The 24,756-nt window shown below is 58.0% G+C and carries 32 protein-coding genes and 1 tRNA gene; 9 read left to right on the top strand and 24 right to left on the bottom strand.

What is annotated here, in order from left to right:
* Position 1: 1 nt before the first annotated feature.
* The 15 genes from AC1MDC_RS06770 to AC1MDC_RS06700 all read right to left on the bottom strand — a co-directional run bounded on the left by AC1MDC_RS06770 (position 2) and on the right by AC1MDC_RS06700 (position 12,768).
* The gene (locus AC1MDC_RS06770) at positions 2-658 is read right to left on the bottom strand and encodes a hypothetical protein (protein WP_480392713.1); all 657 of its coding nucleotides are present in this window, start codon (positions 656-658) and stop codon (positions 2-4) included.
* Positions 655-975: a head-tail joining protein gene (locus tag AC1MDC_RS06765; protein WP_480392712.1), complete on the bottom strand. Its 321-nt coding sequence runs from the start codon at positions 973-975 to the stop codon at positions 655-657. Before AC1MDC_RS06765 ends, AC1MDC_RS06770 begins: the two co-directional genes overlap by 4 nt.
* 2 nt (positions 976-977) lie before the next feature.
* A complete protein-coding gene (locus AC1MDC_RS06760; protein ID WP_460129528.1) occupies positions 978-1,973 on the bottom strand; it encodes a major capsid protein in 996 nt (331 codons plus the stop codon).
* A gap of 60 nt (positions 1,974-2,033) precedes the next feature.
* Positions 2,034-2,378 carry a head decoration protein gene (locus tag AC1MDC_RS06755; RefSeq protein WP_471879155.1) on the bottom strand — a complete coding sequence of 115 codons (345 nt, stop codon included), beginning with the start codon at positions 2,376-2,378 and terminating at the stop codon, positions 2,034-2,036.
* Positions 2,375-3,517 (bottom strand): head maturation protease, ClpP-related, encoded by a 1,143-nt coding sequence (locus tag AC1MDC_RS06750; protein ID WP_480392711.1) that lies wholly within the window; start codon positions 3,515-3,517, stop codon positions 2,375-2,377. The genes AC1MDC_RS06755 and AC1MDC_RS06750 overlap by 4 nt, the downstream gene beginning before the upstream one ends.
* Positions 3,514-4,998 (bottom strand): phage portal protein, encoded by a 1,485-nt coding sequence (locus AC1MDC_RS06745; RefSeq protein WP_480392710.1) that lies wholly within the window; start codon positions 4,996-4,998, stop codon positions 3,514-3,516. The genes AC1MDC_RS06750 and AC1MDC_RS06745 overlap by 4 nt, the downstream gene beginning before the upstream one ends.
* Complete coding sequence (locus tag AC1MDC_RS06740) at positions 4,998-5,204, bottom strand: phage head-tail joining protein (RefSeq protein WP_266200793.1); 207 nt, start codon at positions 5,202-5,204, stop codon at positions 4,998-5,000. Before AC1MDC_RS06740 ends, AC1MDC_RS06745 begins: the two co-directional genes overlap by 1 nt.
* A gap of 1 nt (position 5,205) precedes the next feature.
* Positions 5,206-7,230, bottom strand: a complete 2,025-nt coding sequence (locus tag AC1MDC_RS06735) for a phage terminase large subunit family protein (RefSeq protein WP_480392709.1) — start codon at positions 7,228-7,230, stop codon at positions 5,206-5,208.
* A 4-nt stretch (positions 7,231-7,234) separates the two neighbouring features.
* Positions 7,235-7,837 (bottom strand): terminase small subunit, encoded by a 603-nt coding sequence (locus AC1MDC_RS06730; RefSeq protein WP_480392708.1) that lies wholly within the window; start codon positions 7,835-7,837, stop codon positions 7,235-7,237.
* 166 nt (positions 7,838-8,003) lie between these two features.
* Positions 8,004-8,348 carry a phage holin family protein gene (locus AC1MDC_RS06725; protein ID WP_137215294.1) on the bottom strand — a complete coding sequence of 115 codons (345 nt, stop codon included), beginning with the start codon at positions 8,346-8,348 and terminating at the stop codon, positions 8,004-8,006.
* A 528-nt stretch (positions 8,349-8,876) separates the two neighbouring features.
* Positions 8,877-9,236 carry a PA0613 family protein gene (locus tag AC1MDC_RS06720; protein ID WP_480392707.1) on the bottom strand — a complete coding sequence of 120 codons (360 nt, stop codon included), beginning with the start codon at positions 9,234-9,236 and terminating at the stop codon, positions 8,877-8,879.
* Positions 9,229-11,445, bottom strand: coding sequence for a VapE domain-containing protein (locus AC1MDC_RS06715; protein ID WP_480392706.1), 2,217 nt, complete (start codon positions 11,443-11,445; stop codon positions 9,229-9,231). Before AC1MDC_RS06715 ends, AC1MDC_RS06720 begins: the two co-directional genes overlap by 8 nt.
* Complete coding sequence (locus AC1MDC_RS06710; RefSeq protein ID WP_122611979.1) at positions 11,435-11,665, bottom strand: TraR/DksA family transcriptional regulator; 231 nt, start codon at positions 11,663-11,665, stop codon at positions 11,435-11,437. The genes AC1MDC_RS06715 and AC1MDC_RS06710 overlap by 11 nt, the downstream gene beginning before the upstream one ends.
* Positions 11,658-12,176, bottom strand: coding sequence for a phage regulatory CII family protein (locus tag AC1MDC_RS06705; protein ID WP_480392705.1), 519 nt, complete (start codon positions 12,174-12,176; stop codon positions 11,658-11,660). Before AC1MDC_RS06705 ends, AC1MDC_RS06710 begins: the two co-directional genes overlap by 8 nt.
* Positions 12,177-12,507: 331 nt before the next feature.
* Positions 12,508-12,768 (bottom strand): hypothetical protein, encoded by a 261-nt coding sequence (locus AC1MDC_RS06700; protein ID WP_480392704.1) that lies wholly within the window; start codon positions 12,766-12,768, stop codon positions 12,508-12,510.
* Between the two features lie 79 nt (positions 12,769-12,847).
* On the opposite strand from AC1MDC_RS06700, the gene AC1MDC_RS06695 reads away from it, so the two are divergent.
* Positions 12,848-13,579 carry a LexA family protein gene (locus AC1MDC_RS06695; protein ID WP_471879148.1) on the top strand — a complete coding sequence of 244 codons (732 nt, stop codon included), beginning with the start codon at positions 12,848-12,850 and terminating at the stop codon, positions 13,577-13,579.
* Positions 13,580-13,617: 38 nt separating this feature from the next.
* On the opposite strand, the gene AC1MDC_RS06690 is transcribed toward AC1MDC_RS06695, so the two are convergent.
* From AC1MDC_RS06690 to AC1MDC_RS06680, 3 genes are read right to left on the bottom strand one after another with little or no spacing between them, the layout of a single operon-like run.
* Positions 13,618-14,433 carry a hypothetical protein gene (locus AC1MDC_RS06690; protein ID WP_480392703.1) on the bottom strand — a complete coding sequence of 272 codons (816 nt, stop codon included), beginning with the start codon at positions 14,431-14,433 and terminating at the stop codon, positions 13,618-13,620.
* A 2-nt stretch (positions 14,434-14,435) separates the two neighbouring features.
* A complete protein-coding gene (locus AC1MDC_RS06685; protein ID WP_480392702.1) occupies positions 14,436-14,684 on the bottom strand; it encodes a hypothetical protein in 249 nt (82 codons plus the stop codon).
* Between the two features lie 10 nt (positions 14,685-14,694).
* Positions 14,695-15,096, bottom strand: coding sequence for a hypothetical protein (locus tag AC1MDC_RS06680; RefSeq protein WP_471879145.1), 402 nt, complete (start codon positions 15,094-15,096; stop codon positions 14,695-14,697).
* Between the two features lie 253 nt (positions 15,097-15,349).
* Here AC1MDC_RS06680 and AC1MDC_RS06675 point away from each other — a divergent pair, with 253 nt between their 5' ends.
* The 8 genes from AC1MDC_RS06675 (at position 15,350) to AC1MDC_RS06640 (ending at position 19,671) form a co-directional block, all read left to right on the top strand.
* The gene (locus AC1MDC_RS06675) at positions 15,350-15,940 is read left to right on the top strand and encodes a hypothetical protein (RefSeq protein ID WP_471879144.1); all 591 of its coding nucleotides are present in this window, start codon (positions 15,350-15,352) and stop codon (positions 15,938-15,940) included.
* A gap of 10 nt (positions 15,941-15,950) precedes the next feature.
* On the top strand, positions 15,951-16,235 hold the full coding sequence (locus AC1MDC_RS06670) for a phage antirepressor KilAC domain-containing protein (RefSeq protein ID WP_480392701.1): 285 nt from the start codon (positions 15,951-15,953) through the stop codon (positions 16,233-16,235).
* 158 nt (positions 16,236-16,393) lie between these two features.
* Complete coding sequence (locus AC1MDC_RS06665; RefSeq protein ID WP_122505817.1) at positions 16,394-16,711, top strand: pyocin activator PrtN family protein; 318 nt, start codon at positions 16,394-16,396, stop codon at positions 16,709-16,711.
* A gap of 57 nt (positions 16,712-16,768) precedes the next feature.
* On the top strand, positions 16,769-17,188 hold the full coding sequence (locus AC1MDC_RS06660; protein WP_471879143.1) for a hypothetical protein: 420 nt from the start codon (positions 16,769-16,771) through the stop codon (positions 17,186-17,188).
* Positions 17,185-17,727, top strand: a complete 543-nt coding sequence (locus tag AC1MDC_RS06655; RefSeq protein WP_471879142.1) for a phosphohydrolase — start codon at positions 17,185-17,187, stop codon at positions 17,725-17,727. The genes AC1MDC_RS06660 and AC1MDC_RS06655 overlap by 4 nt, the downstream gene beginning before the upstream one ends.
* The gene (locus AC1MDC_RS06650; protein WP_480392700.1) at positions 17,724-18,227 is read left to right on the top strand and encodes a hypothetical protein; all 504 of its coding nucleotides are present in this window, start codon (positions 17,724-17,726) and stop codon (positions 18,225-18,227) included. The genes AC1MDC_RS06655 and AC1MDC_RS06650 overlap by 4 nt, the downstream gene beginning before the upstream one ends.
* Positions 18,224-18,439, top strand: coding sequence for an excisionase family protein (gene xisR, locus AC1MDC_RS06645; protein ID WP_471879140.1), 216 nt, complete (start codon positions 18,224-18,226; stop codon positions 18,437-18,439). The genes AC1MDC_RS06650 and xisR overlap by 4 nt, the downstream gene beginning before the upstream one ends.
* Positions 18,436-19,671 (top strand): Arm DNA-binding domain-containing protein, encoded by a 1,236-nt coding sequence (locus AC1MDC_RS06640; RefSeq protein WP_480392699.1) that lies wholly within the window; start codon positions 18,436-18,438, stop codon positions 19,669-19,671. The genes xisR and AC1MDC_RS06640 overlap by 4 nt, the downstream gene beginning before the upstream one ends.
* Before the next feature lie 87 nt (positions 19,672-19,758).
* Here the strand turns inward: AC1MDC_RS06640 and AC1MDC_RS06635 are convergent, their stop codons facing one another.
* From AC1MDC_RS06635 to dapA, 6 genes are all read right to left on the bottom strand, one after another.
* Positions 19,759-20,508: a restriction endonuclease gene (locus AC1MDC_RS06635; protein ID WP_471879138.1), complete on the bottom strand. Its 750-nt coding sequence runs from the start codon at positions 20,506-20,508 to the stop codon at positions 19,759-19,761.
* A gap of 251 nt (positions 20,509-20,759) precedes the next feature.
* Positions 20,760-20,849: transfer RNA gene (locus AC1MDC_RS06630), tRNA-Ser, on the bottom strand.
* Positions 20,850-20,932: 83 nt separating this feature from the next.
* Positions 20,933-21,646, bottom strand: a complete 714-nt coding sequence (gene purC / locus AC1MDC_RS06625; protein WP_007963288.1) for a phosphoribosylaminoimidazolesuccinocarboxamide synthase — start codon at positions 21,644-21,646, stop codon at positions 20,933-20,935.
* A 28-nt stretch (positions 21,647-21,674) separates the two neighbouring features.
* Entirely contained in the window at positions 21,675-22,433 is a 759-nt protein-coding gene (locus AC1MDC_RS06620) for an MBL fold metallo-hydrolase (protein ID WP_085700603.1), read from the bottom strand.
* Between the two features lie 4 nt (positions 22,434-22,437).
* On the bottom strand, positions 22,438-23,553 hold the full coding sequence (gene bamC, locus AC1MDC_RS06615; RefSeq protein ID WP_085700602.1) for an outer membrane protein assembly factor BamC: 1,116 nt from the start codon (positions 23,551-23,553) through the stop codon (positions 22,438-22,440).
* 17 nt (positions 23,554-23,570) lie between these two features.
* Positions 23,571-24,449: a 4-hydroxy-tetrahydrodipicolinate synthase gene (dapA, locus tag AC1MDC_RS06610; RefSeq protein ID WP_085683177.1), complete on the bottom strand. Its 879-nt coding sequence runs from the start codon at positions 24,447-24,449 to the stop codon at positions 23,571-23,573.
* Positions 24,450-24,756 lie beyond the last annotated feature (307 nt).

The raw sequence follows: 24,756 nt of genomic DNA, 5'->3' as shown, positions 1-24,756 counted from the left end.
GTCATTTCCCCTTCAAGTGCTTCTGCACTTCGAAATTGAGTTCCTGCTGTAGGACATGCACCAGGTGTTCGTCGGCTTTGCGTACCCAGCTTTCGAAGTGCGGTCGGGCCTGCTCCAGAGACACCTTGGCTTTGGCCAGCGGGAAGCGGTTGTCGTGTTCGGCGATCCAGCCCGAACTCGCGCCGATCGCCCCGCTGACATCACTGTCGGGGTAATCGTCTGCCCTGAAATGTTTGCTGCCGGTGCGGATCCAGACATCTGCGCTGTTGCCGTAGACCTTCTTGAAGAACGCACCTTGAAAGCGGCGCCCCGCCACCGACACTCCGGAGCGGCTCTGCCGAGGTCGGCCGATGCGGCTGGCTTCTATTGCATTGAGACCGAACCACAATTTGCCGCTGTTGGCTCCGCCATTGACCGGGTAGGCCCGCAGGCGCTGCCGAACGGCGGCGACCGCAATGCGTTCCTGACGGCCGACGGCGCGGGCAATTTGAGTGGCGAGCCAGCGCAGGGTTTTGTTGATCGCACGGCGTTGGGCATTGGCCGCTGCTTTTGGTACGACGGCGGCAAAAACCTGAAAGGCTTTCAGGTCTGCCGCCGAGGTCTGCAACGAGATCATTCCGCCGCCGGCCGAGGGCTTGAAGTGGCTGCCGACGCTCATGGTCGTTTCCTCAGTATCAAGGCGACGAGGCCGTCTCCGCCCGGCTCCAGCTGCAGCAGGTCGTAGTCGCCACCACCGTCCAGCGCCGGCAGATCCACACTGACGAGCAGCCCTTTTCTCAGTCCATGCGAATCGCGGACGCGGATCTCGAACTTCGGTTCACGCAACGCCGTTCTTATATTGCCCATCTTGGGTTGCAACCAGGGCGCGGCGAACATGCCCAGCACCGGTTCGTCGTAGCCCTCGATCCGGGCCGTGTCGCCCAGCGTTTCGAACACCGTGTCGTCGATGTCCTCCAGCAACTCCCGGAACGCCACGGTCAAAGCTCCAGAAGAACCTGCGCACGTGGTCGCGTGCACAGATGCAGCGGGTTGGACTGCGCTTCACCGGCCATGCCTTTTTTGAACGGCAGCGGCTCGATCATGCTGTAGTACGGAATGCCTTGGGTGTTGACCGTCTCCATGTAGTCAGCCGGTGCGAACACCGAGATGTACAGATCCGGCACGCCTTCAGGGATCAACAGCGCCTTGTCGTCGTGCACGAACGACACGCCCGCCACCTTGCCACGGTAGCGCTCCCAGATGATTCCGCCGAATTCGAAGCTCTCACGAGCATCACCGCGCAGAGCGGCTGCCTGCTGACTATTGAGGTAGGTCTCTTTGACCGACTTGTGAACGATCAGCTTGTTCCAGAAGTTCTTGCCGCAGAAGGCGCGAGAACCGGTGCTGGTCACGCTGCCGAGTGCGTCCTCTTGCATATCCAAGGCTTCACCGCACTTAACCCGCAACTCCGTGCCCGCATCCGTCAGTCCCATCGACATTTTTTGGCGCCCCACACCGAAGCGGTCATAGAGATCCAGCAGTACGGTCTTGCCGTCAGCGTCGAGGATCTGGCCATTCAATGCGCCCATGCGCTGAAATTCGTGTGTGGCGTCCAACTGACGCCGCGCCTTGGCCAAGCGCGCATTGACCACGTCCTGTACTGCTTGTAACTCGGTGCGAGTGCCGAAGGCGCGAATGCCTTGAATCTCGTCGGCCTTGATGGTGAAACGCTCCGGCAGGTGCACGGTGTTGAACGGGATCAGGTTGCGCTTGCTGGCAGCAACCACCAGACCAGAGGTGCCACGCTCACCCGCCGGTACCAGGGCCAGGGTGTCACCGTCCTTCTCGATTTGCACGGTCAGGGTGGTGATGCCCTCCTCGCGAAACAGGCCCAGCGCGCTGATGCGTCCTGGCAAGTAAGGCTGGTCGTTCAACGCAGCCGTCAGCGAATCGACGCTAAAAGCTTCGTCATCAAAAATGGCGATATCGGCCATGGGTACTCTCCAGAAACGAAAAATCCCGCGCGCGGCGGGATGCATTTAAAAAGGATCGACTCAGCGGACGATCAGATGGTGTGCGGCGAGCGCTTTCTCGGCGGCCGGGTCCAGGCCTGTCAGGTGGACTTCGCTGACCTCGGCAAGCCGGACAACAGCGCGACCGCGACGAACGACGTCTGACTCGCCGAGCGGGCCGTAGAGTATGGCGACGGCGTTTTCAGTGCCGTCTTCGGCGGTCGGGTTGTACGGGGCGAACTCGCCGGTTGCGGTCTCCAGGCCGAGGATCTGTCCGGGTTCCAGAGCGGGGCCGGCCGCGACGTTGATCGCCTCGCGAGAAATGGTTCCGGCGCCTTCAGACAGCAGGAACTCGCCTGCATGCATCGGTTCGCGTTTGATGGTCATGGTCTTGCTCCTTTAGAGGCTTGAGATTGTGCGGCCTGACGCGCTGCCCAAATCGAGGGCGGATCGGGTTGCTTGGCTTGAATCTTGGGTGCCGGGTCTTCGTTCTGTGGCAGGCTGTTGTCGATCTCGAAGCCCCCACCTTTCCCTACAACTTTGTCGAACAGCCGGGCACGCACGGCGCTGGTATCGAGTCCGGCCTGTACGAACTCCACCGCAAACTCTGGCAACCGGGCAGCCACACACAGATCGCGGATCGACTTGGCCTGAGTGATCGCAGCTTTCACGGTCGCTTCATCTACCAGCTTGGTAGTGGCAAGCAGTGGCTCGATCAGGTTGCTCATTCCGCCTTGGTTGCAGGACTTGGTGATCAGCAGAGCCAGCGCCGCCGCATCCGCACTAGGCGCCGATGGCTCAGGCTTGTCGACCACCGGTTCGGTCGGTTTCGTGGGTTCGTTGAGCAGATCCAGCAGCGCCTGGGGCGTGCGCTGGTATTTCTGCATGACGGTGCCCTGCCCCAGACAAGCCTTGATCTGCACGCCGTCGCCGATCTCATCGGCCAGCCCGAGGGCCACCGCTTCGCGGGCTGTCAGCCAAGTCTCCGCATTGACCAGACGTCGTAGCTCGACCTCGTCGATGTCGGGCGCCTTGGCTTTGTAGGCCGCGATGATGACCTCCAGCGCCTGATCCAGCGCCGCCGCAACCTTGCGCAGATCCTCGGCACCGCCCGAGGCATACGTCCATGGGTTATGGATCATCAGCATGGCGTTTTCCGCGACCACCACTCGGTGTGCACCGCACACCGCGACACTTGCTGCACTGGCGGCCAAGGCATCTATCCGGCCGGTGCATCGCTCGCCTAACCGCGACAAGGCGTTGTGAATTGCCACCCCGTCGAACAGGTCACCGCCGATGCTGTTGAAGGCTGCAACGACCGGCGACACACCATCATCCAGCGCAGCGAGGTCACGTATAAATTGATTGGCGGTGATACCCCAGGCACCTATCTCGCCATAGACGTAAATCTCGATAGTGCGTTTTTCGGCTTCGCCGCTGGCTTGAAGGCTGTACCAGTGTTTGTCTTGCACGGGCAGTTGCCCGTCCAGTTTGTTGAAGATTCGTAGAGGGAACGGCGGTTTCATGGTTTCTCCTGATCGTCAGGGTGGGTATCGACCTCGACGAGCGTTCGGTAATTGAGGCCCAAATCGCGGGCACGTTGAGCGTCGGCCGCGTTCTCCGCGTCGACCGTTTCGGCGTCGTAACCAGTACGCAAGCACATCTCACTGCGCGAACCGAATCCCGCATTGACCTCAAGCATTCGCGCCTGCACATCCTGCACCGGCTGGATGTAGGCCCAGCCTTGCGGCACCCAACGCGTACGCAGAAATTCGCGACGACGCTTGGCGTAGTCCGGCAGTTCGATCACGCCGCTCAATACCGCCATGTCCAGCCAAGCAGCGCGAACCGGCCGGCAAAGCTGGTGGATGTACACGTTGAATTGCAGTTGTTCGAGGCGGCGCCGGAACTCGTTGAGTACGACGCGCAACGCACGGTCGTTGATGCCTTTCATATCGCCCGTGAGGATCTCGTAGGGCGTGTCGGTCCCCGCTGCCGCTGCCATCAATTGCTGACGCATGAAGTCCGGATAGTTGTTGCCGGCATCCGGCGGCTTGGAGAATTCCACCTCCTCACCTGCGCCCAGCTCCTGCATGGTGCCGGGTTCCAGCGCGACCATTGGCGTGAAGCCGTCGCGGTCGGCGGTGATCAACTGGCCGGTGACCGGGTCGCGAGGTACCTGGCCCATGTCCGGCGACGGACGTTTGATGAAGCCGGCGAACAGATTGGAGACTTCCTGCCGGAACAGCACCGCGTCGTCGTAGTTGTCGAGACTGCGCAGACGTTTGAGTACCGGTGACATTCGCGGCACGCCGCGCAACTGCCCAGGCTCTAGAGGTTCGAAGATATGTAGTACCTGGCTGGCCGGAACGCGCACCAGTTGGTTGTAGCCGCTGTTGAGCGACGACGCATCACGCGGGTGCGAGCGGTACATCCAGTAGGCCACGCGCTTGCCGGCCGGGTTGAACTCGATCCCGGCACGGATGATGTTGCCGGTCTTGGTCATCTCGAACTTGTCGTGCGGCACGAACTCCGGTGCCAGGGACTGCAGCTGCAGCGGCACCACCAAGCCTTCGTCCAGACTGCGCGGACGCAATCGCACAAAGCACTCGCCTGCCGTTTCGACGGTGCGAGCCACCAGCGCCTGCTGGCCGTAGAAGTCGCAGAGACCGTCGGCATCCGACTCGTCGGCCCAGTCGTCCCACAACTCTTGCAGTAGGTTGCGCAGCTCTTCGTCTTTAACCTTTGGGCGTGGCGTGATACCTGTGCCGATCAGGTTGCTGACCCGTTTGTTGATGGCGTTGGCCGCATACGGGTCATTGCGCACCGCCGCCCGTGAGCGGGCACGCAAGTTACGCAGCGCCGGGGTGTTGATGCTGTTGATGCCATTGTCGGAGGCATCCCAGCTCGCAGATCGGCGACCCTCCCCGGCGCCTTCGTAGCTGGCCTTGATGTTTGATGGCAGCAAGAATCCGCTACGGGAAAGCGCCGGGAATTGTCGAGCCATCAGATTCCCTTGCCTCCGTGACTGAGCCGCACAACCCGCGAGCGGGGGCCGGCAGCGCTGGTGAGCGAACTGCGGATTTCTTCACGGGCGCGGAGCAGTTCGTCGACGTCGCGGTATTCCACAGTTCGGTCGCTGTAGCGCACGGTCTTTTCGCCACGCGCAATGGCGCGCTCGATGGCGTCGAGGTGTTTTTGAGTAAAGGACATATCAGCGTCTCTTCAGATAGCCACTGTTGGAGCTACGGCGTTGAGGGGGAGCTGCCGGTCGCGATTGCGCAGCCGGTGCGGTGGGTGGTGGTACAGACTGAGCCTGACGCACTGCCGCAGGCGCAGGTGTTCGCTCGTCATTAACTCGCTCACCTTGAACAGGCTTGACGCCCAAGGCGTCGTCAAACAGGCCCGACTGAGCGAGGGCTTGTCGCACCCTGTCCCAATCGTGTTCCTGATAGCGGTTGATGCCGAGGTAGTGCGCCATCGCGAGGCAGTACACCATCAGATCTAGCGCTTCGTTGCGCTCAGCCTTGCCCTTCACCCATTCGATGCGCTTGTGTCCGCGCACGTAGCGCACGACTTTGCGCTCGGCGACGCACTGGGCGAAGAACTCGTCCGGCAGGTCATTGGCGAAGTGCAGCGAACCGGGGCCGTCCGGGAACGGGTAGCGGTTGTAGATCCAGTCTTTGGCAGTGTCGGTACCGACAAACCACAGCTCGGCGCCGTTGCGTTCGGTCTGGCCCTTCCATGTCACGTCGACCATGGACGGGCGCTGTGCAATCACCGGTCGGCCCGGCTTGCTCGCGCCCTTGATGGCGAAGATGTTGCGCCAGCGGCGAACGCGGCAGAACTGGTAGACCTCATCGGTGTGGTGACCGCCGGAGTCGACGCCGACGGCGAGAATCGCCAGACCGACACCACAGGGATGCCGGTAACGGGCCTTGAGTTTCTCGTCCAGGACAGCCCAGGTGCGCTCGTCTGCCGGATCGCCCCAGATGATCTGGTGGTCGACCACCCAGCGCTCCATGCCGACGCCAAAGCCCATCACCATCAGTTCCAGGCGGTTGGCCTGGACGTCGACGGCGCCGGTCAGCATCAACACACCGGCAGGCATCGTACCGAGGGTGTAATTCTCCAGCCGCGCCCGAGCGATCAACACCTCGGCCTTGGTCTGTTCGAGTGCACTGTCCCAGACCTTCGCGAGACGCGTGTTGTAGAACACCTGCATCAGGCTGGTATCACCTTGAGCCTGAGCTTTTTTGGCGTCTTCAAATTCGATGGCAAGCGAAGCCCAGTCCATCCACCCGGTCGGTGAGTACAGCGCATTGAGATGAAAACCAACGGTCTTGCCGTCGCCCGCCGCATGGGCGCGCCACTCGCCTCGGGCAAGCATGTCGCTCTTGTGGTGCTCCTCAATCAGCACGTCGCATTCAGGGGCCGCGCACTCGTAATGCACAGTGCTGAAGTCCTTGCTGTAATGCAGCCGCTCCCACTCCAGCACCTGCATGCGACCGCAGTTAGGGCATGGCACGTAGTAATAGCGCTGGTCGCTGGACTCGAACAGGTCAGCGATCCGCGAGGCGCCTTTGATCGTCGGCGAGCTAGAGAAGTAGATCTTGGCGTTGCGACCGAAGTTGGTTGCCCGCGTCTCTGCCAGCTTGATGGGGTCACCCTCTTGGCCGACGTCGTTCTCCCAGCGGTCGACTTCGTCGCCGTAGATATAACGCGCCGACAGCTCCGAAAGGTTGGCCGCAGAACCAGCGGTGGTGACATACAGAGAGCCACCCTCGAATTCCTTGGTGTCCATCGTGTTGCGTGCGTCCCGCGAGCGGGTGGCCGCGACCCGCTCGCGCAGAACGGGAGTGGCCTTAATGGTTTTGCTGATTCGCCCCGAAACCCGCTTGGACAGGCCAAGGCTGGGGAGAAGCGCCAGGATGTTCGACGGCGCCATGTGGATCAGGCCACCCATCCAGTTGAGGGCGATCTGGGTTTTCATCAACTGCGAGGCCACCATGGTGACCACGCGTCTGCAGGGGTGAGCCGGCGACAGGCAGCGCATTGGCTCGCGGGCATAAGGTGTCCGTGAGGTGCGATACTGGCCGGGCTCAGGGGCACCGGTGTCACGCGGGATTCGCATGTACTCGTCGGCCCATTCATCAATCCAAAGATCTGGATCCGGGCGCAGTCCACGGAAATAGTTCTCACGGTACACCTTTGCACCGTCAGAAAATTCCGTGTGCATGGGTTCAGTCCGGTGTCAGGGCATGTTCAAGATCTGCTGAAGAGAGGCGCTCAGCCTCTTCCAGCGTTTTGCGAAACGTGGCCGCTAGATGCTTTTCGATCAACCAAGGGTCGGTCATGGTGGCCAGGTCATGGGACAGCTGAGGCAGCGGCCCGAACAATTGATCGCGCAGCAGTCGGCCTGCGTCGTAGGCTCCAGTTTCGACCGCTTTCTTGGATACCAAAGAACCCTGAGCCTTCAGCCGCTCGATCTCGGCAAGCATGGCCATGTTGTGTTCGCGCAGAGCGCGGGCCTTCTGGAAGTCGGGCTGCTTGCCATCGCTGGTGAGAACCTGCGGCGGCGCAGCCGTGGAAGTCGGCTCGACCGAGGTGGAGAGTTGGCTGTAAACGTCACGCTGAATCCGGTCTTGTTGGTGCCGATCAGCGACGGCGGTTTTGCTTGGGTAAGCGGTGTCGCGAATCAACGCTTCGCTGGCCTGTACGTCCACCAGTTTTCCGTCCGGCGACAGCACCAGGCGGTTGTTGTTTTTCAACCAGGTGATGTAGCTCGGCGCCCTGCCGATCCGCGCCGCGAAGGCGCTTTTTGACAGGTAAGTTGGTTCTGTCATAAGCCCTCCTTTCAACGGCTTTTCAATGCAGACCTTTCAATTTCAATGGATTGAATTTCAGTAAGCTGGGGGCGCTCCCGCTAACAGTTTCCCGCGGGTTTCCGACCCCGTGTCCTTCAGATACCCCTAGGGTCCCCGGCGGTTTTCGGCGCCCCAGATCGGTGCATCACCCCTGCGTGCCCCCGGTGGGCGGGACTTCGCTGACGCCCAGACGCTTGGCAGCCCATCGTTCGTACAATCCGATGGCCACATCCGCGCCGGCCATCGCCGTGAGGCATCCCAAGGCGCCCGCCGTCCAGATCGTCATGCCGGCCGCGATCATCAACATCATCGCCGTCACCCCGCAGACAATGCAGGCCCCGGACCGAAGCGCGAGCCTGCGCAACAACGCCCAGCCCCGCGCCCCATCCTTGTCGGCCCGCCACATCTCCCCCGATACGCCACCGACCAGAGCCAGGACGATCACTAACCAGATCGGCATTTCTGCCAGTGCTTGTTGCTCGCTTGTCATCGCCTACCTCATGAACGCAAAAACCCGGCGCAATGGCCGGGTTTGGTGGTGTGGTGCCTGCCGCTCTCTGCGGTCGCACCTATCGAAGATGACTACTTTTTACAGGTCGATTCCGGTGGCAGCAACCCTGTTTTAATGCCACCCGGTGAATAAGTGGGTAACGCAGGGTGAACGTCTAGCGAATGTCGGCGAATACACCTCCCCGGCATTCTCTTGCCTCGGCGGTGTCCCATACGTCCCACTATTCAGAGTCGAAGTAGGACACCTGAGAGCGCCTGAATTCGGGGCCTCGCCCCACTGTCCTACTTATCTTTCTACTTTCTCGTGTAAAGGAAGAAATTTAAAGAACACGCGTTCGCGCGTAAGCGCGTACTGCTCGCCCGCTACGCTCACACGGGCGGGAGGCACTACTAGGCGGGACGGTGGGACAACCCAACAACGACAAGGCCCGCAGCTGTCCCACTGCATCAAAACACAGCGAGACAAGACGGACCAGTGGGACAACAACAGCCGGACAGATACCTGGGGTCACGCAGCCAGCCCCATCATCACGCCAAAGATCTGCAGATGCGCATCATGCAAGCGCTGGTAGTACGTGTCGCGACCACAACCGCAGTGGGCATACCGCAAGCGCATATCCACATCGAGCGTGCAGTAATGCTCACGCACCACCGTCACCAGCTCTGGCGCGAGGTGCTTGGTCACGATCAGCTCGATGTCCAACGAACTCTCCAGCGGCGCACGAAATGCGCGCCGCCCCCTGATCAGTTGCCCGTTGCTCTCCATCATCATGGCAACCATGTTTCCCCCAGCCAGCCCTCCTTTTGAATGTTCCGAGTGCAGCTCATGCGCCCACAACCGAAGCAGCGAATCGATCTCCTTAATCAAAGCAAGGCTCCTCGAACTCCACTCGCTGCAACGCCGACGCACCGCCCCACCCTGCCGGCTTCTTGTATGCCCAAGGCCGCTGGCCGCTCTTTGCCAACGCCGGCAACCGAACACGCCGCCAGCCCAACCGATGCATGATCGCGCCGACGCGCATCTGCTCCGGTTTACCCCAATGCCCGAAGTCCAACTTCAACGCACTTGTGAGCACGTCACTACCGGTGGTGGTCTCGCCGATCTGCGACTCTTCCAGCCAGGTCAGAATCGGCCCTTCCCATTCATCCACCACAAAGCGCTCGTCCTGCTCTTCGCCGAACATTGCCGCCTCATCCAGCGTCACCCACCAGAGGTCGCCCGCGTCGTAACAGAACACCGCTTCGGCCCACAGTTGATCGCGCATCGAGCGCAACAACTCCAGATCCACCTTGGTACACGCGACCGGCCAGTAGCGCCGGTTGCCGGTGGCGTCCTTCAGGTACTCGTCCTGGTTGGTCGTACCCACGAAAACACACTGGCGTGGCACGTCCATTGTTCTGCGGCCGTAGCTCTCGCGGTAAGTGTCGGTGGACGCCGAGAAGAACTGCTTGGCCTTCGTGCTCTCAGCTTTGTTGAAGCTGTCCAGCTCACCCAGCTCAACGATCCACTTGCCCCGGATCGCCTGAAAGCCGTCCTTGTCGCCCAACGCAAACGGCGTGTCCATGAACCACTCGCCGCCGAGAATGCTCATCGCGGTCGACTTACCAGCGCCCTGCGCACCTTCCAGAATCATCACCGAGTCAGCCTTGCAGCCCGGCTTCATCACTCGCGCCACGGCCGACAACATCCAACGCTTGCCAACTTTTGAGGAGTAATCCGTGGCCTTAACGCCCATGACCTCCGTCAACCAGCTTTCAAGACGCGGCACCCGATCCCACTCAAGTTTGCGCAGGTACTGCCGCACCGGATGAAACGCATGGTCATGCGCAACCACGCTCACCGCTTCGATCACATGCGAGGCCTTGACCCGCAAGTTGTACTGCTGCGCGAGCCACTTCATCACCCGCACATCATCAATGTCCGCCCAATCGCCCGTGCCGCCGCCATAAGGCGCCGCACGCAGCTTGACGATCTTCGAACTAAACGCGCTGTAACTGATGACCCCGGCCCAACGCTCATCATTGGCCAGGATCAACTCGACATTCTGCATGTGCGCAATCAGCGCGCCGCTTTCGCTGCGTGCCAGCAGATCCTTCCAACCACCAGCGGCCGGGGGTTTGACCACCGCCAACACCTGACGGCGCACCGCCTCCAAACCTTCAGCGACATGCAGGTCGTTGAAGTCGGTCCACTTGGCTTCCCGCTCACTGGAAAAGATCGGCGCAACCACCTGGCCACCGACTATCAGCGCCGCGTTGTTGGCTTTCTCTTCACCGGGATTCCACGCGTCACCATTCGGCTTCGTGGTCTTCCAGTCATCGTCTCGGCAGATGATCAGCGGGCAACCGGCAAAACGCTCGCGCATGGCCTTGCAGACCACAAGCAAATTTCCCGCATCAAACGCAACGGCCACGGTCAATGACGTGGCCATATGCAGACTTGCGCCAGTCGCGTAGCCCTCACACACCAGCACCGGCTCGCCCGGATCCGGGTGCGGCCCGATCAGATGGAAAGCGCCCTCCTTCGACATGCCGTAAGGCCAATAGGACTTATCCCGGCCGGTATCCTCTTGCTTGGTTGGGAACACCACCTGCAGGCCGACAATCTCGTCGCGTACGTTGCTCATCGGTACCAGAAACGCACCGGTGCGCGGCGCATAACGAACGCCAAAGCCGACGATCTGCTTGCGATCCAGATAGTCGCTACGGCCCTTCTCCGGCATGCGTTTGAACATACCCGCTGCACGCTTCGCCGCACGACGTGCCGCGTTGGCCGATATCTCAGCCGCGCGGCGTTTGGCCTCTTCCTGCCGAGCGCGCATAACTTCGCGTTCTTCAGGCGACATCCGCCCAGCCTTGACCTTGATCTTCTGAGACTCGCCCGAACGCCAGTCACCGAACGCACCGAAAATCAACGTTTCGCCTTTCTCGGTGCGCTGCTCGTGAACGACATACCAGCCGTTCTTTTCCTTGCCCTTGTCCTGTGTCGTCTTGCAACGGGTCAGCTTGCCGAACACCAATGGCTGCGCGGGCTCAAGACCGTAATCCGCGAATTGCCCCAATACCTCATCGAGCATGGCGTGCCCCTTTCAATTCCGCGAGCGAAAGGCAATCGACGCACTGGGTACAGCCGGGCTGCGCCAAACGGCGAGCCTCCGGGATCGGCCCATCGCACGCTTCACAGAACAGAAACGAATGTGCCGCCAAAGCTGGCTTGGCGGCGAGGAGACGTGCAGCGAGCGCTTGATCAATACGCTCCTGCACCAGGTCATTAGCGAAGTCGACGATATCAACCACGTTCAGTACCCCGCGTCGTTTGATTGACGTAGGTGGCGCGGTTGAACAACCCCAACAGCCCTTGAATGCCTCGAAACACCTGCAGGCGAATCGCGGCCAGTTCTTCATCAGAAACCACACCGTCGCCAATGCTCTTGGCCCAAGTATCCGCCAGATCCGCGACCTGCCGGAAGTACTCGGCTATCCCGGTGGTCAACGTCTCGGGCATGTCATTGGTGTACGCCTCAGCCAGCTCCTGCCAAGTCGTGTCACCGACCAACGCATGCACCGCATCCAGAATGCGGCGATCCTTGGTCAGCTCCAAAATCTCGCCGAACTCTTGAATGTTCACCGTGTGGCTGGGATGGGTTGGGGACAGCTTGTGCTGCAGAGTGGTCGCATTCCGGCCGGTGGTGGCAGCGATAGCAGCGGCGCCGCCAGGGTAATCCCGGGCAGCATGGTAAAGCGCGAGATCGAGCGGCAAAACTTCCCGCTGCGCCCGCTCAACTGAACTCAGAGCGATACGGCTCATGGCATTAATCCTTGTAAGTTGCCAGTGCCGCGCGACATGCAGTGGTGATACATTTGCCGCGTGGCTTGAAGAGGCCCAAACACCGGCTAGATCTTAGGGATCGATACCGGCACCGTGCCGGGGCGAGCAGTCCGTTGCTCACCCCTGGCGCAACAGCTGCCCAATCTGTGGTGGAAAAGGCAGCAACACCAAGGCTTCCAAGCCTTGGAAAAGCGCGATAAAGAGAGGTGGTTGCATGTGGTGTGCCCGCCTTCCTCTATTGCGACCCGACAGCGCTGTGGTGGTGCGAGCCGGGAGGAACTGGGCGACCTTTGGGTCGCCTTTTTTCTCGCTACGCTGCAGCTTTTTGTGGAGCCGAAGCGTTCAACAGCCAAGCCGCTTGGAATGCGTTGCCTCTCTGCTTTGCAGCAGTCGCCAACAACTCAGCGTATTGGGTTTCACCTGTGTAATCCGTTCGCGGCAGGCATGCAGCCTGACGCCATTTGTTCAGTGCTTGGTAGCTTCTATTGCATACCTTAGCGGCGGCCCCGATGCCGCCAACGGCTTCAAAGGCGTACGCAATCGCGCTCGGAAAATCTGCGGGGTCCAACATGACAACCTCCATTTATCAACTTGCGGTTGATGTTATAGATCAACTGACTATTGCGCAACCTTTATGAGACTCTCAACTCATGGTTGATAAAAATTCTCTACGCGCAGCTTTCAGCGAGCGCCTACACGAAGCCCTCGATGATGCCGGCGTACGAAGCCGGGGTCGTGGTGTGGATATTCATCGTCAGCTTAAAAGTTTTGGGGTGGAAAAGACCACTCAGGCCATTAGCAAGTGGCTTAACGGCGAAGCTATGGCTGAGGCAGACAGTATGTCTGCCCTTTGCTCATGGCTGAAGGTTAGGAGGGAATGGCTCGAATACGGTGTGCTGCCGAAAGAGCAAACTGGCGATAGTAACGTTCGTACGATAGCCGCTAATGACGTGAGCAACATCCGTGAGATCAATCAGCGCTTTGGTAAAGTACCTTTGATCTCGTGGGTTCAGGCAGGGGCTTGGTGCGAGGCGATCTCAAATTTTGAAGCTTACGAAGCCGATTCTTGGCTTTCGTGCCCTGTTCAAATTAGTTCCAACGGATATGCGTTGAAGGTACTTGGGGATTCGATGACGAATCCTGGACCTGGCCGTAGTTACCCAACAGGATGTATTATTTTCGTGGATCCTGAGGCAGAAACCAAGACGGGTGACAGGGTAATTGCCAGGGTTCCACGCACCAACGAGGCTACTTTCAAGATATTAGTCGAAGATGCAGGCCGTCAATTTCTTCGACCGATTAATCCGCAATATCCAATAATTGATATTACGGAAGAGACTCACATCTGCGGAAAGGTTGTGGGAAGCTTCATCCCCGAGTAACTTCCGCAGTTATGCTCCAACCAAAAAAAAAATCCAAATTACTTAGTGGACGTTTCTACAGATGAGACCGGAGCATTCTGTTCAGCTCGCTTATCAGCATCCAAGTGAGTATTCATTGCCGGAGGATTCATTGTGTAAAGAAAAACGAAAGCGGCTAAAGCTCCACCGGAACGCAACCATTTGCCAAGTTTGACCTCAATAAAACCTGGATACATAGCAACTACACCTGCGCCGGCGATAGCTCTGAAAGTGTGTAGAGTCGCATATTGATAATCACTAGGATGCGGAAGAAAGAAGCTAATCACAACGGTCAGCAAAATCGCTATCACACCAAAAGTTGACGACAATATAATCTGAAGTTTCTTACTCATAAAGTCCTTTTCTTCGTTATCAAAACCATACACTGGCAGAGACGCGGTTACAAAAGCCTCCCTTATTGGCTCGCCAACATCAGGCTCAAGGTATTTCTTCACCATTCGCTGCATATTGGCAAATGCAGTCTTGCTTGGGAGAGTGACAGCCGGGGCAATTGAGGAATGCTTTGAAAACTCGACTTTCAACAACTCATAGTACTCAGGCATCTCGTCTAGAATCGCTGCGCAATCTTCAGCATAACCTTGGGCCCAAAGGGCGGTTTTATGAGCCCCCAACAGCGAACTCTCGCCCACAAAAGTTTCTACGTAATTAAAGTAAGTGGACGCAACGTCTTGCAGGTTCAATATTGCAGCTAAAGCATTATCCGAACTTACGGGAGCAGAGGTCAAATAAAGCTTTATAGCATCTTTATACAACCCCCTCAATTCCGTTATTTTCTTTCGCGCCTTAAGTACACTTTTTTCATTTACCCTAGGCATCCTTAGCCCTTTGATTTAGCAACTTGGATAGCAAGTGCAAGCAGAGTTTTTATTTCAGAATTATCAATCCCCTGCAAGTCCAGATACAATTGATCAGGGCAGACCTTAGCAACAACGACATGAACATCTTGAAGTGTTGGAGAATGCAACTTCGACAGTTGACGAGCAATCTCCACCAATTCTACATCGGTGGGCTTCCAATTTAGAATCCGACAAACCTTAACAATTTCTTCTTTCAACTGCTCTAACATTTTACGACCCTTATCTTTTTGCGACTTGGAGAGCAAGCGCCAACATCACTTTGACATCCGAATTATCAATACCGGAATAGCTAAACTTTCCCGCTGTAGGACAGTACATATGCACTGCATTGAACAAGTCAGACTCACTTGGAATCTTCCCTGAGTCTTGAACGGCCGCTATATATGCCTTGATTTTTTGAAGCTGATAACTGGTTGGTTCTCCAGCCCCTGTGCCGAACCTCATCATAATTAAATGAGATAGATTCTGATCCGACATATAAAATCCTTTTAGCTTGTTGAAAGTAGGTATGGAATTAATTAAATAAATTGGCGCTACATGCGCGCACAAGAAAGCTACCAATTCGCCATCATTCTGTCCAGCAAAGACCTGAGGCCAAATCGACAAAAGTCTAAAACCCATTAAAATCAACCAGTGGTTGACATGATGTAAGCCAATGGTTGATATTGCTCGAACTCTTCACCACAGAGCGAGCCGAAATCATGCACACCACAGCAACACTGCACGTCCACCCAGCTGCTGCAACACCCCTCATAATCTTCGAGATTCGCCGACTAGCTCGCGAGAGCGGCTGCTCGTTTGTCACCACCAAACAGAAGCAGCAACCACCCACTGCCTCCACTCCATTCGATCCGAACGGCGGAGGGCACGCGGCATGATCAAGTTCAAAATCGACAACCGCACACTGCAGTTGCTAAACGCCCAGGTCAACCTGTCCGAGACCTTCAATCACTTACTCCGCACAGAGCCCAAGCGCGAGTGTCTGGCGTTCCGCTTGAAGGCTGAACGTGGAACTACGGAAAGCACTTTCGTTGTCGAGCTGGGCAGCGAACGCCACACGCTGACCCTGCCGAACGAAAAGAAGATGCATCTCAAGCTGGCCGACTTCATCGAAGAAATCGCCAACGGCCCGTTCGACGCGAGCAATACCAGCGACCTCCTGCACCGCCCACACGCCAGCCGCGAATACGGCCGCTTTGAAGTCTCGGACAAGCAGCGAGTGTTTGAGCTGGTACACACCGGCGGTGTGCTGAACCTCGACATGGGTTTCGACTACCCGCTAATCGTCGCGCTTCATCGCACTCAGTCTCGCTCAGGTGTCACCACCATCCTGAGCATCGGTAACAAAAGTCCGCACACCCGTTGCTTCACCGTGTACGGCAGCGATGTCGAGATCTACGGCAAAGTCAGCGAGTCCATCAACCACCTTGCTGCAGCGGCAACTCCAGCTGCGCACGCGGCATGAGGGGCGCACCATGGAACGCACCCTCGCCCAAGCCGCTACCCACCTCGGTCTGACTCGGCCGAAGCTCATCGCACGCATGCGTGAAAAAGGTCTGCTTAACGAGCGGAACCTACCGGCCTATCCCAACCGTGATTGCGACTTCCTGCGAATCAAGGACGGCCAGTGGTACCACGATCAGCTCGGCATGCAGTACAGCCAGTCGACCAAGGTGAAACAACCTGGCATCCGCTGGCTAGCGGAACAGTTGGGTATCGATCTGCCTGCAATCCCGGCAGACAGCCGTGACGTGGCCTAGGGAATACGCCCGCCAGATCATCGCTATGCGGACACGAGAGGAGCGCAACGCCGCGCTCCTCGAAGTGCCCGAACATCTGCGCGAGCTGACCAGAACACATTGCCTGAACGCCTGGAACCACCCGACCAGAAAACAACGCAAGGAGGCCCAACAAAACCATGAGTAACACAGCACAAAACCCCCTGCGCCTGCACCCGGCGCCGGAATCAGCCACCGTCGAATTGCTTTACCGCATCTTCGGCGACGTTCTGATCCCGCTCGACAAAGTGCGCGAGCAGTATTTCCGCAACCTCAACGAGCAATCGTTCGTGGCCGAGATCAGCAGCGGCCGCATCCAGCTCCCCATCACCACGCTGGACACCAGCCGCAAGGCACCGAAGTACGCCCACATCCGGCACGTCGCCTCTCTGATCGACATCCGCGCCTACAAGGCCGACGAAGACATGCAGCGGCAGCAGGACGGCCCGGACGAATAACCACCGCAAACCGAATGGCTGCCACCACCAGCCAATGACATCACAGGAGCACACCACATGACCGCAATTCAGATCTGCACACTCATCGCTCTGATCGCGTTCGCCGCCCTCCTCGTCTGGGCCAGTTACAAAATGGGCCACAGCGACGGCAAGACACTTGGAAATAAAGAAAGCGACGAGATCCAACGCGCTGAAAGCGCCAAGACCATCTGCGAACTGAAAGCGTCTCTCAACTTCAATAAGACTGATCACAGTCATTTGGTGCAGTTCAGCAAGCGCCTCCAGAAAGTGTCGGCATGCGGCGAAATAGAACGTCATTTGCTATTGGATATCGCCGAGAAACTCCGGATTGCCGCGGAGATCTACAACACGTTCCGCACCGGCAAAAAGCTGGAGCGCGACACTCGCGCATTGCGTGATCAAGTGCTCGCCATGGCCGTTCTGCTAGAACCAACAACGCAGGGGAGCGCAGCATGAGCGAGATCCTAACCTTCACCAGCAAATGGTTCGACCTGCACGAGCCTGACGCAGATCTGATCGACCCGCGAGACATCACCCACTCGCTGGCCAATCTGTGTCGTTTCAACGGCCACACCCGCGAGTTCTACAGCGTGGCGCAACATAGCTGTCTGGTCGCAGATCTCGTGCCCGAGCAGGACAAACTAGCCGCGCTCCTCCACGACGCGACTGAAGCCTACGTCGGCGATATGGTGAGCCCCCTGAAGCAATGGATGCACGCATATCAGGATGTCGAGAGTTGGATATGGGAACGCATATGCACCCGGTTCAACCTCGCATCTGATCTCCCGGCCTCCGTCCGCCATGCCGACTTGATTGCTCTAGCTACCGAGCGTCGCGACCTCATGCCACCCAATCCGGCCACCTGGGATTGCCTGATCGGTATAGAGCCCACGACAGAAACCATCCGCCCATGGTCACCCACCGAAGCCAGGCTTACGTACCACCAGCGCTTGATGGATCAACTCTCTATCGAACTTCGCAGGAAAGCGACATGACTCATTCTCAGAACGGCAACCGGTACCAAACCGCGTTGCTCCGCAGTACCAGCGGGATAGACACGCCTGTAAAAAACAGTCTTTGCTGCGTAGCAGCAGGCATTACCGCTCCTTCCTGCAGTGCAGCCGATTTGCCTACCCCCCACGAAAAGCTGCGCGAGGCAGCCGCACCCGATGCAACGCGAAACGCTCATAGCCGCCCGCCCGCGCAGCCTGTTGTGGGGTATACGCAAGCTAACTTCAACCCCAAAAGTCCCTCACAAGCAGCCGTCAACGAGGTGCTGATCGACGAGCGCACCGAGTTCGAAATAGAGTTCCCCGTGCCCGAAGGCCTGCAGTACTGCGCACAGCGCAAGACGTACATCACCGCACACGGTTCGAAGACATCCGATTCGTTCGCTCGTGAGCATTACGCTTACCGGGCGGGCTTTGCTGCTTGGAAACGCAGAGCGTGGAAGCATGCAGCACTCGTTGGTCAGCAACAGGAGACCGAGGTATGAGCGCCGCAGAAAAAATTGATTTTCAAATAACACCAGGCGCTTGGTTCCGCCAAGACCTGCTTTATCCAGTGTTCGGACTCAGCACGGAAGCTGTCCGCAAGTATCGTTCTCGCGGGCTTTGGCTGGAGGGCAGGCATTACCGTACAGACCCCGCCAATGTGCTGGTTTACAACAAGGAAGCAATTGAAAAGTGGATGGCAGGCCAACCATGAGTGACAAGATGCCCACAGGTGTCGAGATGAACGGCAAACAGCTGCGCATCTGGTTCATCTTCTATGGCCAGCGATGCCGAGAACCACTGGAAGGGATCTCGAAGGTGAACAAAGCTGCAATCGCCTACGCCGACAACAAACGTCGCACCATTCTTGCTGAGATTAAAGAGGGCCGCTTCGACTATGCGGCGCACTTCCCCAACTCTCCCAGGGCAGCAATGTTCACGGGAACTGGCGGGCCTTCTCTGAAGCGCACCGTGAAGGAAGGTATCGATCGATGGCTGGAAGTTCAACGCGCACTCAAAGCATCTAGCACCGTCGTTAACTATGTCAGCAAGGCTAAGCACGTCGAAAACAGATTTGGCAAACGCCGGATCGTGGACATCAGCAAGAGTGATATAGAGCTGTTTCAAGCACAGCTGCTGAAGCAAGGCCTATCCCCAAAGACGGTAAACGACGTCTTCACCGTCGTCCGAGGCGTCTGGGCTGACGCCTTCGGCGACGGCATCTTGAAAGCCAACCCACTGAACCGAATCAGCAACGTCGGTTCGGACGTCGACCTCGAGCACGCCGATCCCTTCAGTCGCACCGAGATTGATTTGATCGGCAAAGCGGATCCGGATCGACGACCCGATACCAGGATGATTGAGTTCAACTGCTGGGCCGGACTTTCGCTATCCGAACTTATCGCACTCGCTATTGAGGACATCGACTTTGATGCCGGCCTGGTGCATGTCCGGCGCGCGTTAGTCGTGGGCGAGTTCAAAGTTCCGAAAGAACGCTCCAGGGTGAGGGTCGTCGAGCTGATAGACCCCGCACGGGAACTGATGCAAGAGATCGTTGCTGAGGCCAGGGGAGCCCCCACAGAAGAGATCACCGTAATCCAGCGTGACAACATCACGTCAAAGAAGATGAAAGTCAGATTTCTTTTCCGCAGCTCGACCAGCGGTTTGCTATGGAGCGGCAAGACCCTGAGCAATTGGTTCACCGCGCACCTGAAAAAGGCGGATGTTCGTCATCGCGGGGCCAACCAGTGTCGCCACACCTTTGCCAGCCAGATGTTGTCGAGCTACGTTCCGGTCGAATGGGTAGCTCGTCAGTTAGGACACGCTGATACGACGATGGTGAGAAAGCACTACGGGCGATGGATACCAAACGACACCAAGAGCATGGCGGGCATTGTGTCCAGTATGCTTGGATTCAGAAAGGAGCAAGATGGGGAGGAACTGTGACGCTCGACAGGTCAGTACCAAGCCCACCAACTTAACTCCGTCCCCGGTTACCGCACGAAATGCTTGCTTCAACTTGCATAGCGATAATTAGGTTTTGTACTTGTCACGCAGTACTCGGAACTCTGCAAGTGCAGCCTCGCCGTAGTCCAAGGATGACTCAAGAAGCTCGCGGTAGCCGGTTTCGTCCAGGATATGATCTGGAACACCGCTTAAATATGGCTGCGCAATACGCTGTGCTCGCAGCGGAAGAGGAGGAATGGGCTGCTTTACTTCGCGGCGAGTGTATGGCCCTAACGACTGCATTAACCATGCGAACAAATCATACTTTTCCTTCAGCGATGAATAAGTCCATTTATCGTCTTCAGACATTTCTACGTACCACGCGGGTACAAGATACTCCGCGTAGGTCATCAGGCCGCCTAACCTTTCGTGGATCTGCATAGTGAAGAATTCTTCGAACCAACTCTCTTCGAAGATATCTTGAAACTCATGCCAGGTAACGAGCCTCAAATTCGTCAAGTCGCTCGCGGAAATCGCTCCTGACTGGAATCCCTCCATGGAGATGATGTAGCCGATATTAGCCCCAATATCCTGAACCACAGTTCGGAATCCGTGCACGACATTTTGCGGGATACGTGTCTTCCAGTATTTGCACTCACATACGATGGCATACTTTCGGCCGCGAACTGTTTCCTCCGCGTACACATCCAACTCCACCGCCCCTCGAACTGCAGGGGTCTTTTTCTCGACCTCAACGTCGAATCCGCATTCCTGAAGAATACGTCCGACTTCGGTCTGCAGCTCTTGCCAACTGTTGGGGGCGTTTCGGCTAATCATTACGACTTATTCCTTGAGCTTCTCAGCCATCGAAATGATGAAGCGGGCGGCGATACCACTCGATTCTGAATACGAAGTGAAAAACCCTCGATCCACGAGTAGCTATTAAGGATTCAATCCATAGCCCACGACCGGTCTATAGCGGCACTGAGGACACATATTTTGCCCTAAAAATGCCCTAACTCAATTGCCAAAAACGAAAAAACCCCTGAAACCTTTAACGATTTCAGGGGCTTAGTCTTGTTCAATAATGGCGGAGAGATAGGGATTCGAACCCTAGGTACCGGTGAAGGTACAACGGATTTCGAATCCGTCCCATTCGGCCACTCTGGCATCTCTCCAACGGCGCGCATCATAACAACACTTTTACCGAAAGCAAACCCTCTTTCGAAAATTTCTCCGTGCTATCAGATGCTTGCGTCGATTAAAGCGGTACGCCCAGACGGTTGGCGACTTCTTCGTAGGCTTCGATGACGTCACCGAGGCCCTGACGGAAGCGGTCCTTGTCCATCTTCTTCTTGGTGTCCTTGTCCCACAGACGGCAGCCGTCCGGGCTGAACTCATCGCCCAGGACGATGGAGCCGTCGCTGAACACGCCGAATTCAAGCTTGAAGTCCACCAGCAAGAGGCCTGCGTCGTCGAACAGTTTGCTCAGGACTTCGTTGACCTTGAGCGACAGTTCCTTCATGCGCGCCAGTTGCTCGGCGGTGCCCCAGCCGAAGGCCACGACGTGGGATTCGTTGATGAACGGGTCGCCCTTGGCGTCGTCCTTCAGGAACAGTTCGAAGGTGTACGGGTTGAGCTTCATGCCCTCCTCGACGCCCAGACGCTTGACCAGGCTGCCGGCGGCGTAATTACGCACGACGCACTCGACCGGGATCATGTCGAGTTTCTTCACCAGGCACTCGTTGTCGCCCAGCAGTTTGTCGAACTGGGTCGGAATGCCGGCCGCTTCGAGTTTCTGCATGATGAAGGCGTTGAACTTGTTGTTCACCATGCCTTTGCGGTCGAGCTGCTCGATGCGCTTGCCGTCGAACGCCGAAGTGTCGTTGCGAAACAGCAGGATCAAGCGGTCAGCGTCGTCGGTCTTGTAAACCGATTTGGCTTTGCCGCGGTAGAGTTCTTCACGTTTTTCCATGATGGGCTCCGCTTGCTAAGTAGATGGGCTAGGCGATGTGGCGCCAGTCGAGCCCTGAATCTTGATCGGCCAGTTGCAGCCAGTCCGGGTCGCACCCGAGGGTGTCGACAAAACATTGCCGGGCCAGCTGCGGCAGGTTGTTCTTGCTGCTCAGATGGGCCAGGACCAGGTGTTGCAGGCCTTGCCAGCCCAACTCGGCCACCAGGAATGCCGCCTGATGGTTATTCAAATGTCCCAGCTCGCCGCCCACCCGCTGCTTGAGAAAGTACGGGTAATGACCACGGGCCAGCATGTTGCGACAGTGATTGGACTCGATCATCAACGCATCGAGATCCCGATAGCCGTCCAGCACCCGTTCACAGTAAGAGCCCAGGTCGGTCAGCAGGCCGAAGCGCCGTTCACCGTCACTGAACACGTACTGAGTCGGTTCCCGCGCATCATGGGCCACGGCAATGACCCCGATGTTCAGAGCACCGATCTGCAACTGCTCGCCACCGGTCACGAAACCGGCAGGTTCAATCGGTTTGCGCATCCCTCGCAGTGTGCCGCGACTGAGGTAGACAGGCAGATTGTAGCGCCGAGACAGCAAACCCACGCCATGCACGTGGTCGGCATGTTCGTGGGTTACGAGTATCGCGCTCAGTTGCGCCGGGTTAACCCCCAGGCGCAACAGGCGCTTTTCGGTTTCCCGCAGGGAAAAACCACAATCCACCAGCACATACGTATCAGCACTGGCGATCAGCGTGCCGTTCCCTTGGCTACCGCTGCCGAGAACGGCAAAACGCATTGGATCAGCCCAGGTTGTCCTGAATCACGCTCAACACTTTGCGGGCCACATCGGCCGGCGCAACGGTGTTGATGTTTTTCTCGACGGTCACCTGAACGTTCTCGCCGACCTTGCTCAGGCGAACCTGATAACGCTCGGCACGGGCTTCAACTTCTTCCTTGGTCGGCGCGCTGCCGAACAGGCTGCTGAAGAAACCTGGCTTCTCGTCTTTCTTCTCGGCCTTTTCGGACAAGTTGATGTAGTAGAGACCCAGGCTGCGGTTGATGTCTTCAACGCGCCATTCGCCCTGTTCCAACGCACGACCGACGCTCGACCAGGCACGATCCAGATCCGTACCGACGTTCAGTACCGGGTTGCCGCTGCCGTCTTCGCTCAGGCTGACACGGCTTGGGGTGTCGAAATCACGCGAAGCCAGCATCGACACCGAACCACCCTTCTCGGAGGTCCGGCTCATGCTCGCGAGCATGTCGTCAACCAGCGCAGCGTCCAGGCCAGTGTTGACCGAACGGTTGGTGAAATCGACATTGGCGGTGCTGCCGGCAGGACGCTCGGCGCTGACCACGTAGACTTCACTGGTGTTGCGCTGCACGCCAGGCTCGATGCGCACCCGCACGCGGGTTTCGCTGTCGGTGCTGACGCCGGCGGCGCTCAGGCGCTTGGCCATGGCGGCGGACAGTTCATCGGAATGCTGCCAGGTGGTGGTGAATTCGCCGGTTTGCGGGCGCTGTTCATCCAGACGGAAACCGTTGTCCTGGAAGTACTGCACCGCCACTGGCCAGACCTCGGCCGGTGGGTGCTGGGCCATGACCCAACGCGAATCACCGCTCTTTTGCAGCGAGTAGTCGCTGGCATCGGCAACGGTCGACAGCGGTTGAGGACGCGGAACGACGTATTCACCCTTGGCGGTGTCGTCGGCCACGTTGCGCGGGATCGGCAGCAGCGGATCCAGGCGCTTGGAAGTGCTGACGTCTGGTGGCAGTTGCATCGGTGCAGTCTGTTGCGCTTCCAGGTAATCGCTACCACGGTCACGGAAATAACCTTCCGGGCCCCAGATCCATCCGCAGCCACTGGTGCTGGAGATAATCAAGGCAAGTGCGGAAAGTCCGGCCATTCGCTTCATGCGTTGTACTTCCTCAATTAAACCAGGACGTTGCACTGGCGCAGGGCCGAGCGCAGCGTTTCATGACAAGGAGCGCTCAGCCAGGTCAGCGGCAGGCGAATGCCTTCGTGCATCAGGCCCATTTCGACCAAAGCCCACTTCACCGGAATCGGGTTGGCTTCGATGAACAGGTCCTTGTGCAGCGGCATCAGTTTTTCATTGATGGCCCGTGCGGTCTCGGCATCGCCCTTGAGCGCGGCCTCGCACAGGTCGGCCATTTCGCGCGGGGCGACGTTGGCGGTGACGGAGATGTTGCCCTTGCCGCCCAGCAGGATCAGCTCGACTGCGGTCGGATCATCGCCGGACAGCACGATGAAGTCCTTGCTCACGCCGTCGATGATCGCCTTGGCGCGTTTCAGGTCGCCGGTCGCTTCCTTGATGCCGATGATGTTCGGCACGGTGGACAGGCGGATCACGGTCTCGGCCTGCATGTCGCAGGAGGTGCGGCCAGGAACGTTGTAGAGAATCTGTGGGATGTCGACCGCTTCGGCGATGTGCTTGAAGTGCTGGTACAGGCCTTCCTGGGTCGGCTTGTTGTAATACGGGACTACGAGCAGGCAGGCATCGGCGCCGGCTTCTTTGGCATTGCGGGTCAGCTCGACCGCTTCGCGGGTCGAATTGGCACCGGTACCGGCGATCACCGGAATGCGACCGGCAACCTGTTTGACCACGGCTTTGATGACGGCGATGTGTTCTTCTACATCAAGAGTTGCCGACTCGCCGGTGGTGCCGACCGCGACAATGGCATGGGTGCCGTTCTTGAGATGGAAGTCCACGAGTTTGCTGAGGCTGTCCCAGTCAAGACGCCCTTGTGCATCCATGGGTGTGACCAGTGCCACCATACTGCCCGCAATCATGAAACCGCTCCTGCCGGAAAAAGAGAGCGGTAATGGTACTGGCGCCAAGATGCTTGCACAAGCGAAGTACTGTGCCGCCATTCCCCTTGGCGCCGCTTTTCGCTACCCTTCAGACTTTGATCGGTACTGATCAGCTTGTACGCCGGGTTCCAGTCTCCCGTTTCGGCCTACCGGGCTCCGTTCCAGTGTCGTTGCCGTACGCTTGCTTGTTCATGGAGCCGTAGCGCCACACGAATCGGGCCTTCCGGACAGTCATTGCCCCGGCAATCAACGCCCTCTCCCTACCGACCGCTCATCGCTTTAGGAA

The sequence above is a fragment of the Pseudomonas sp. 1 genome (assembly GCF_056626735.1).
The sequence above is the reverse complement of the archived record's forward strand: the minus strand, read 5'-3'. Positions and strand labels throughout refer to the sequence as shown.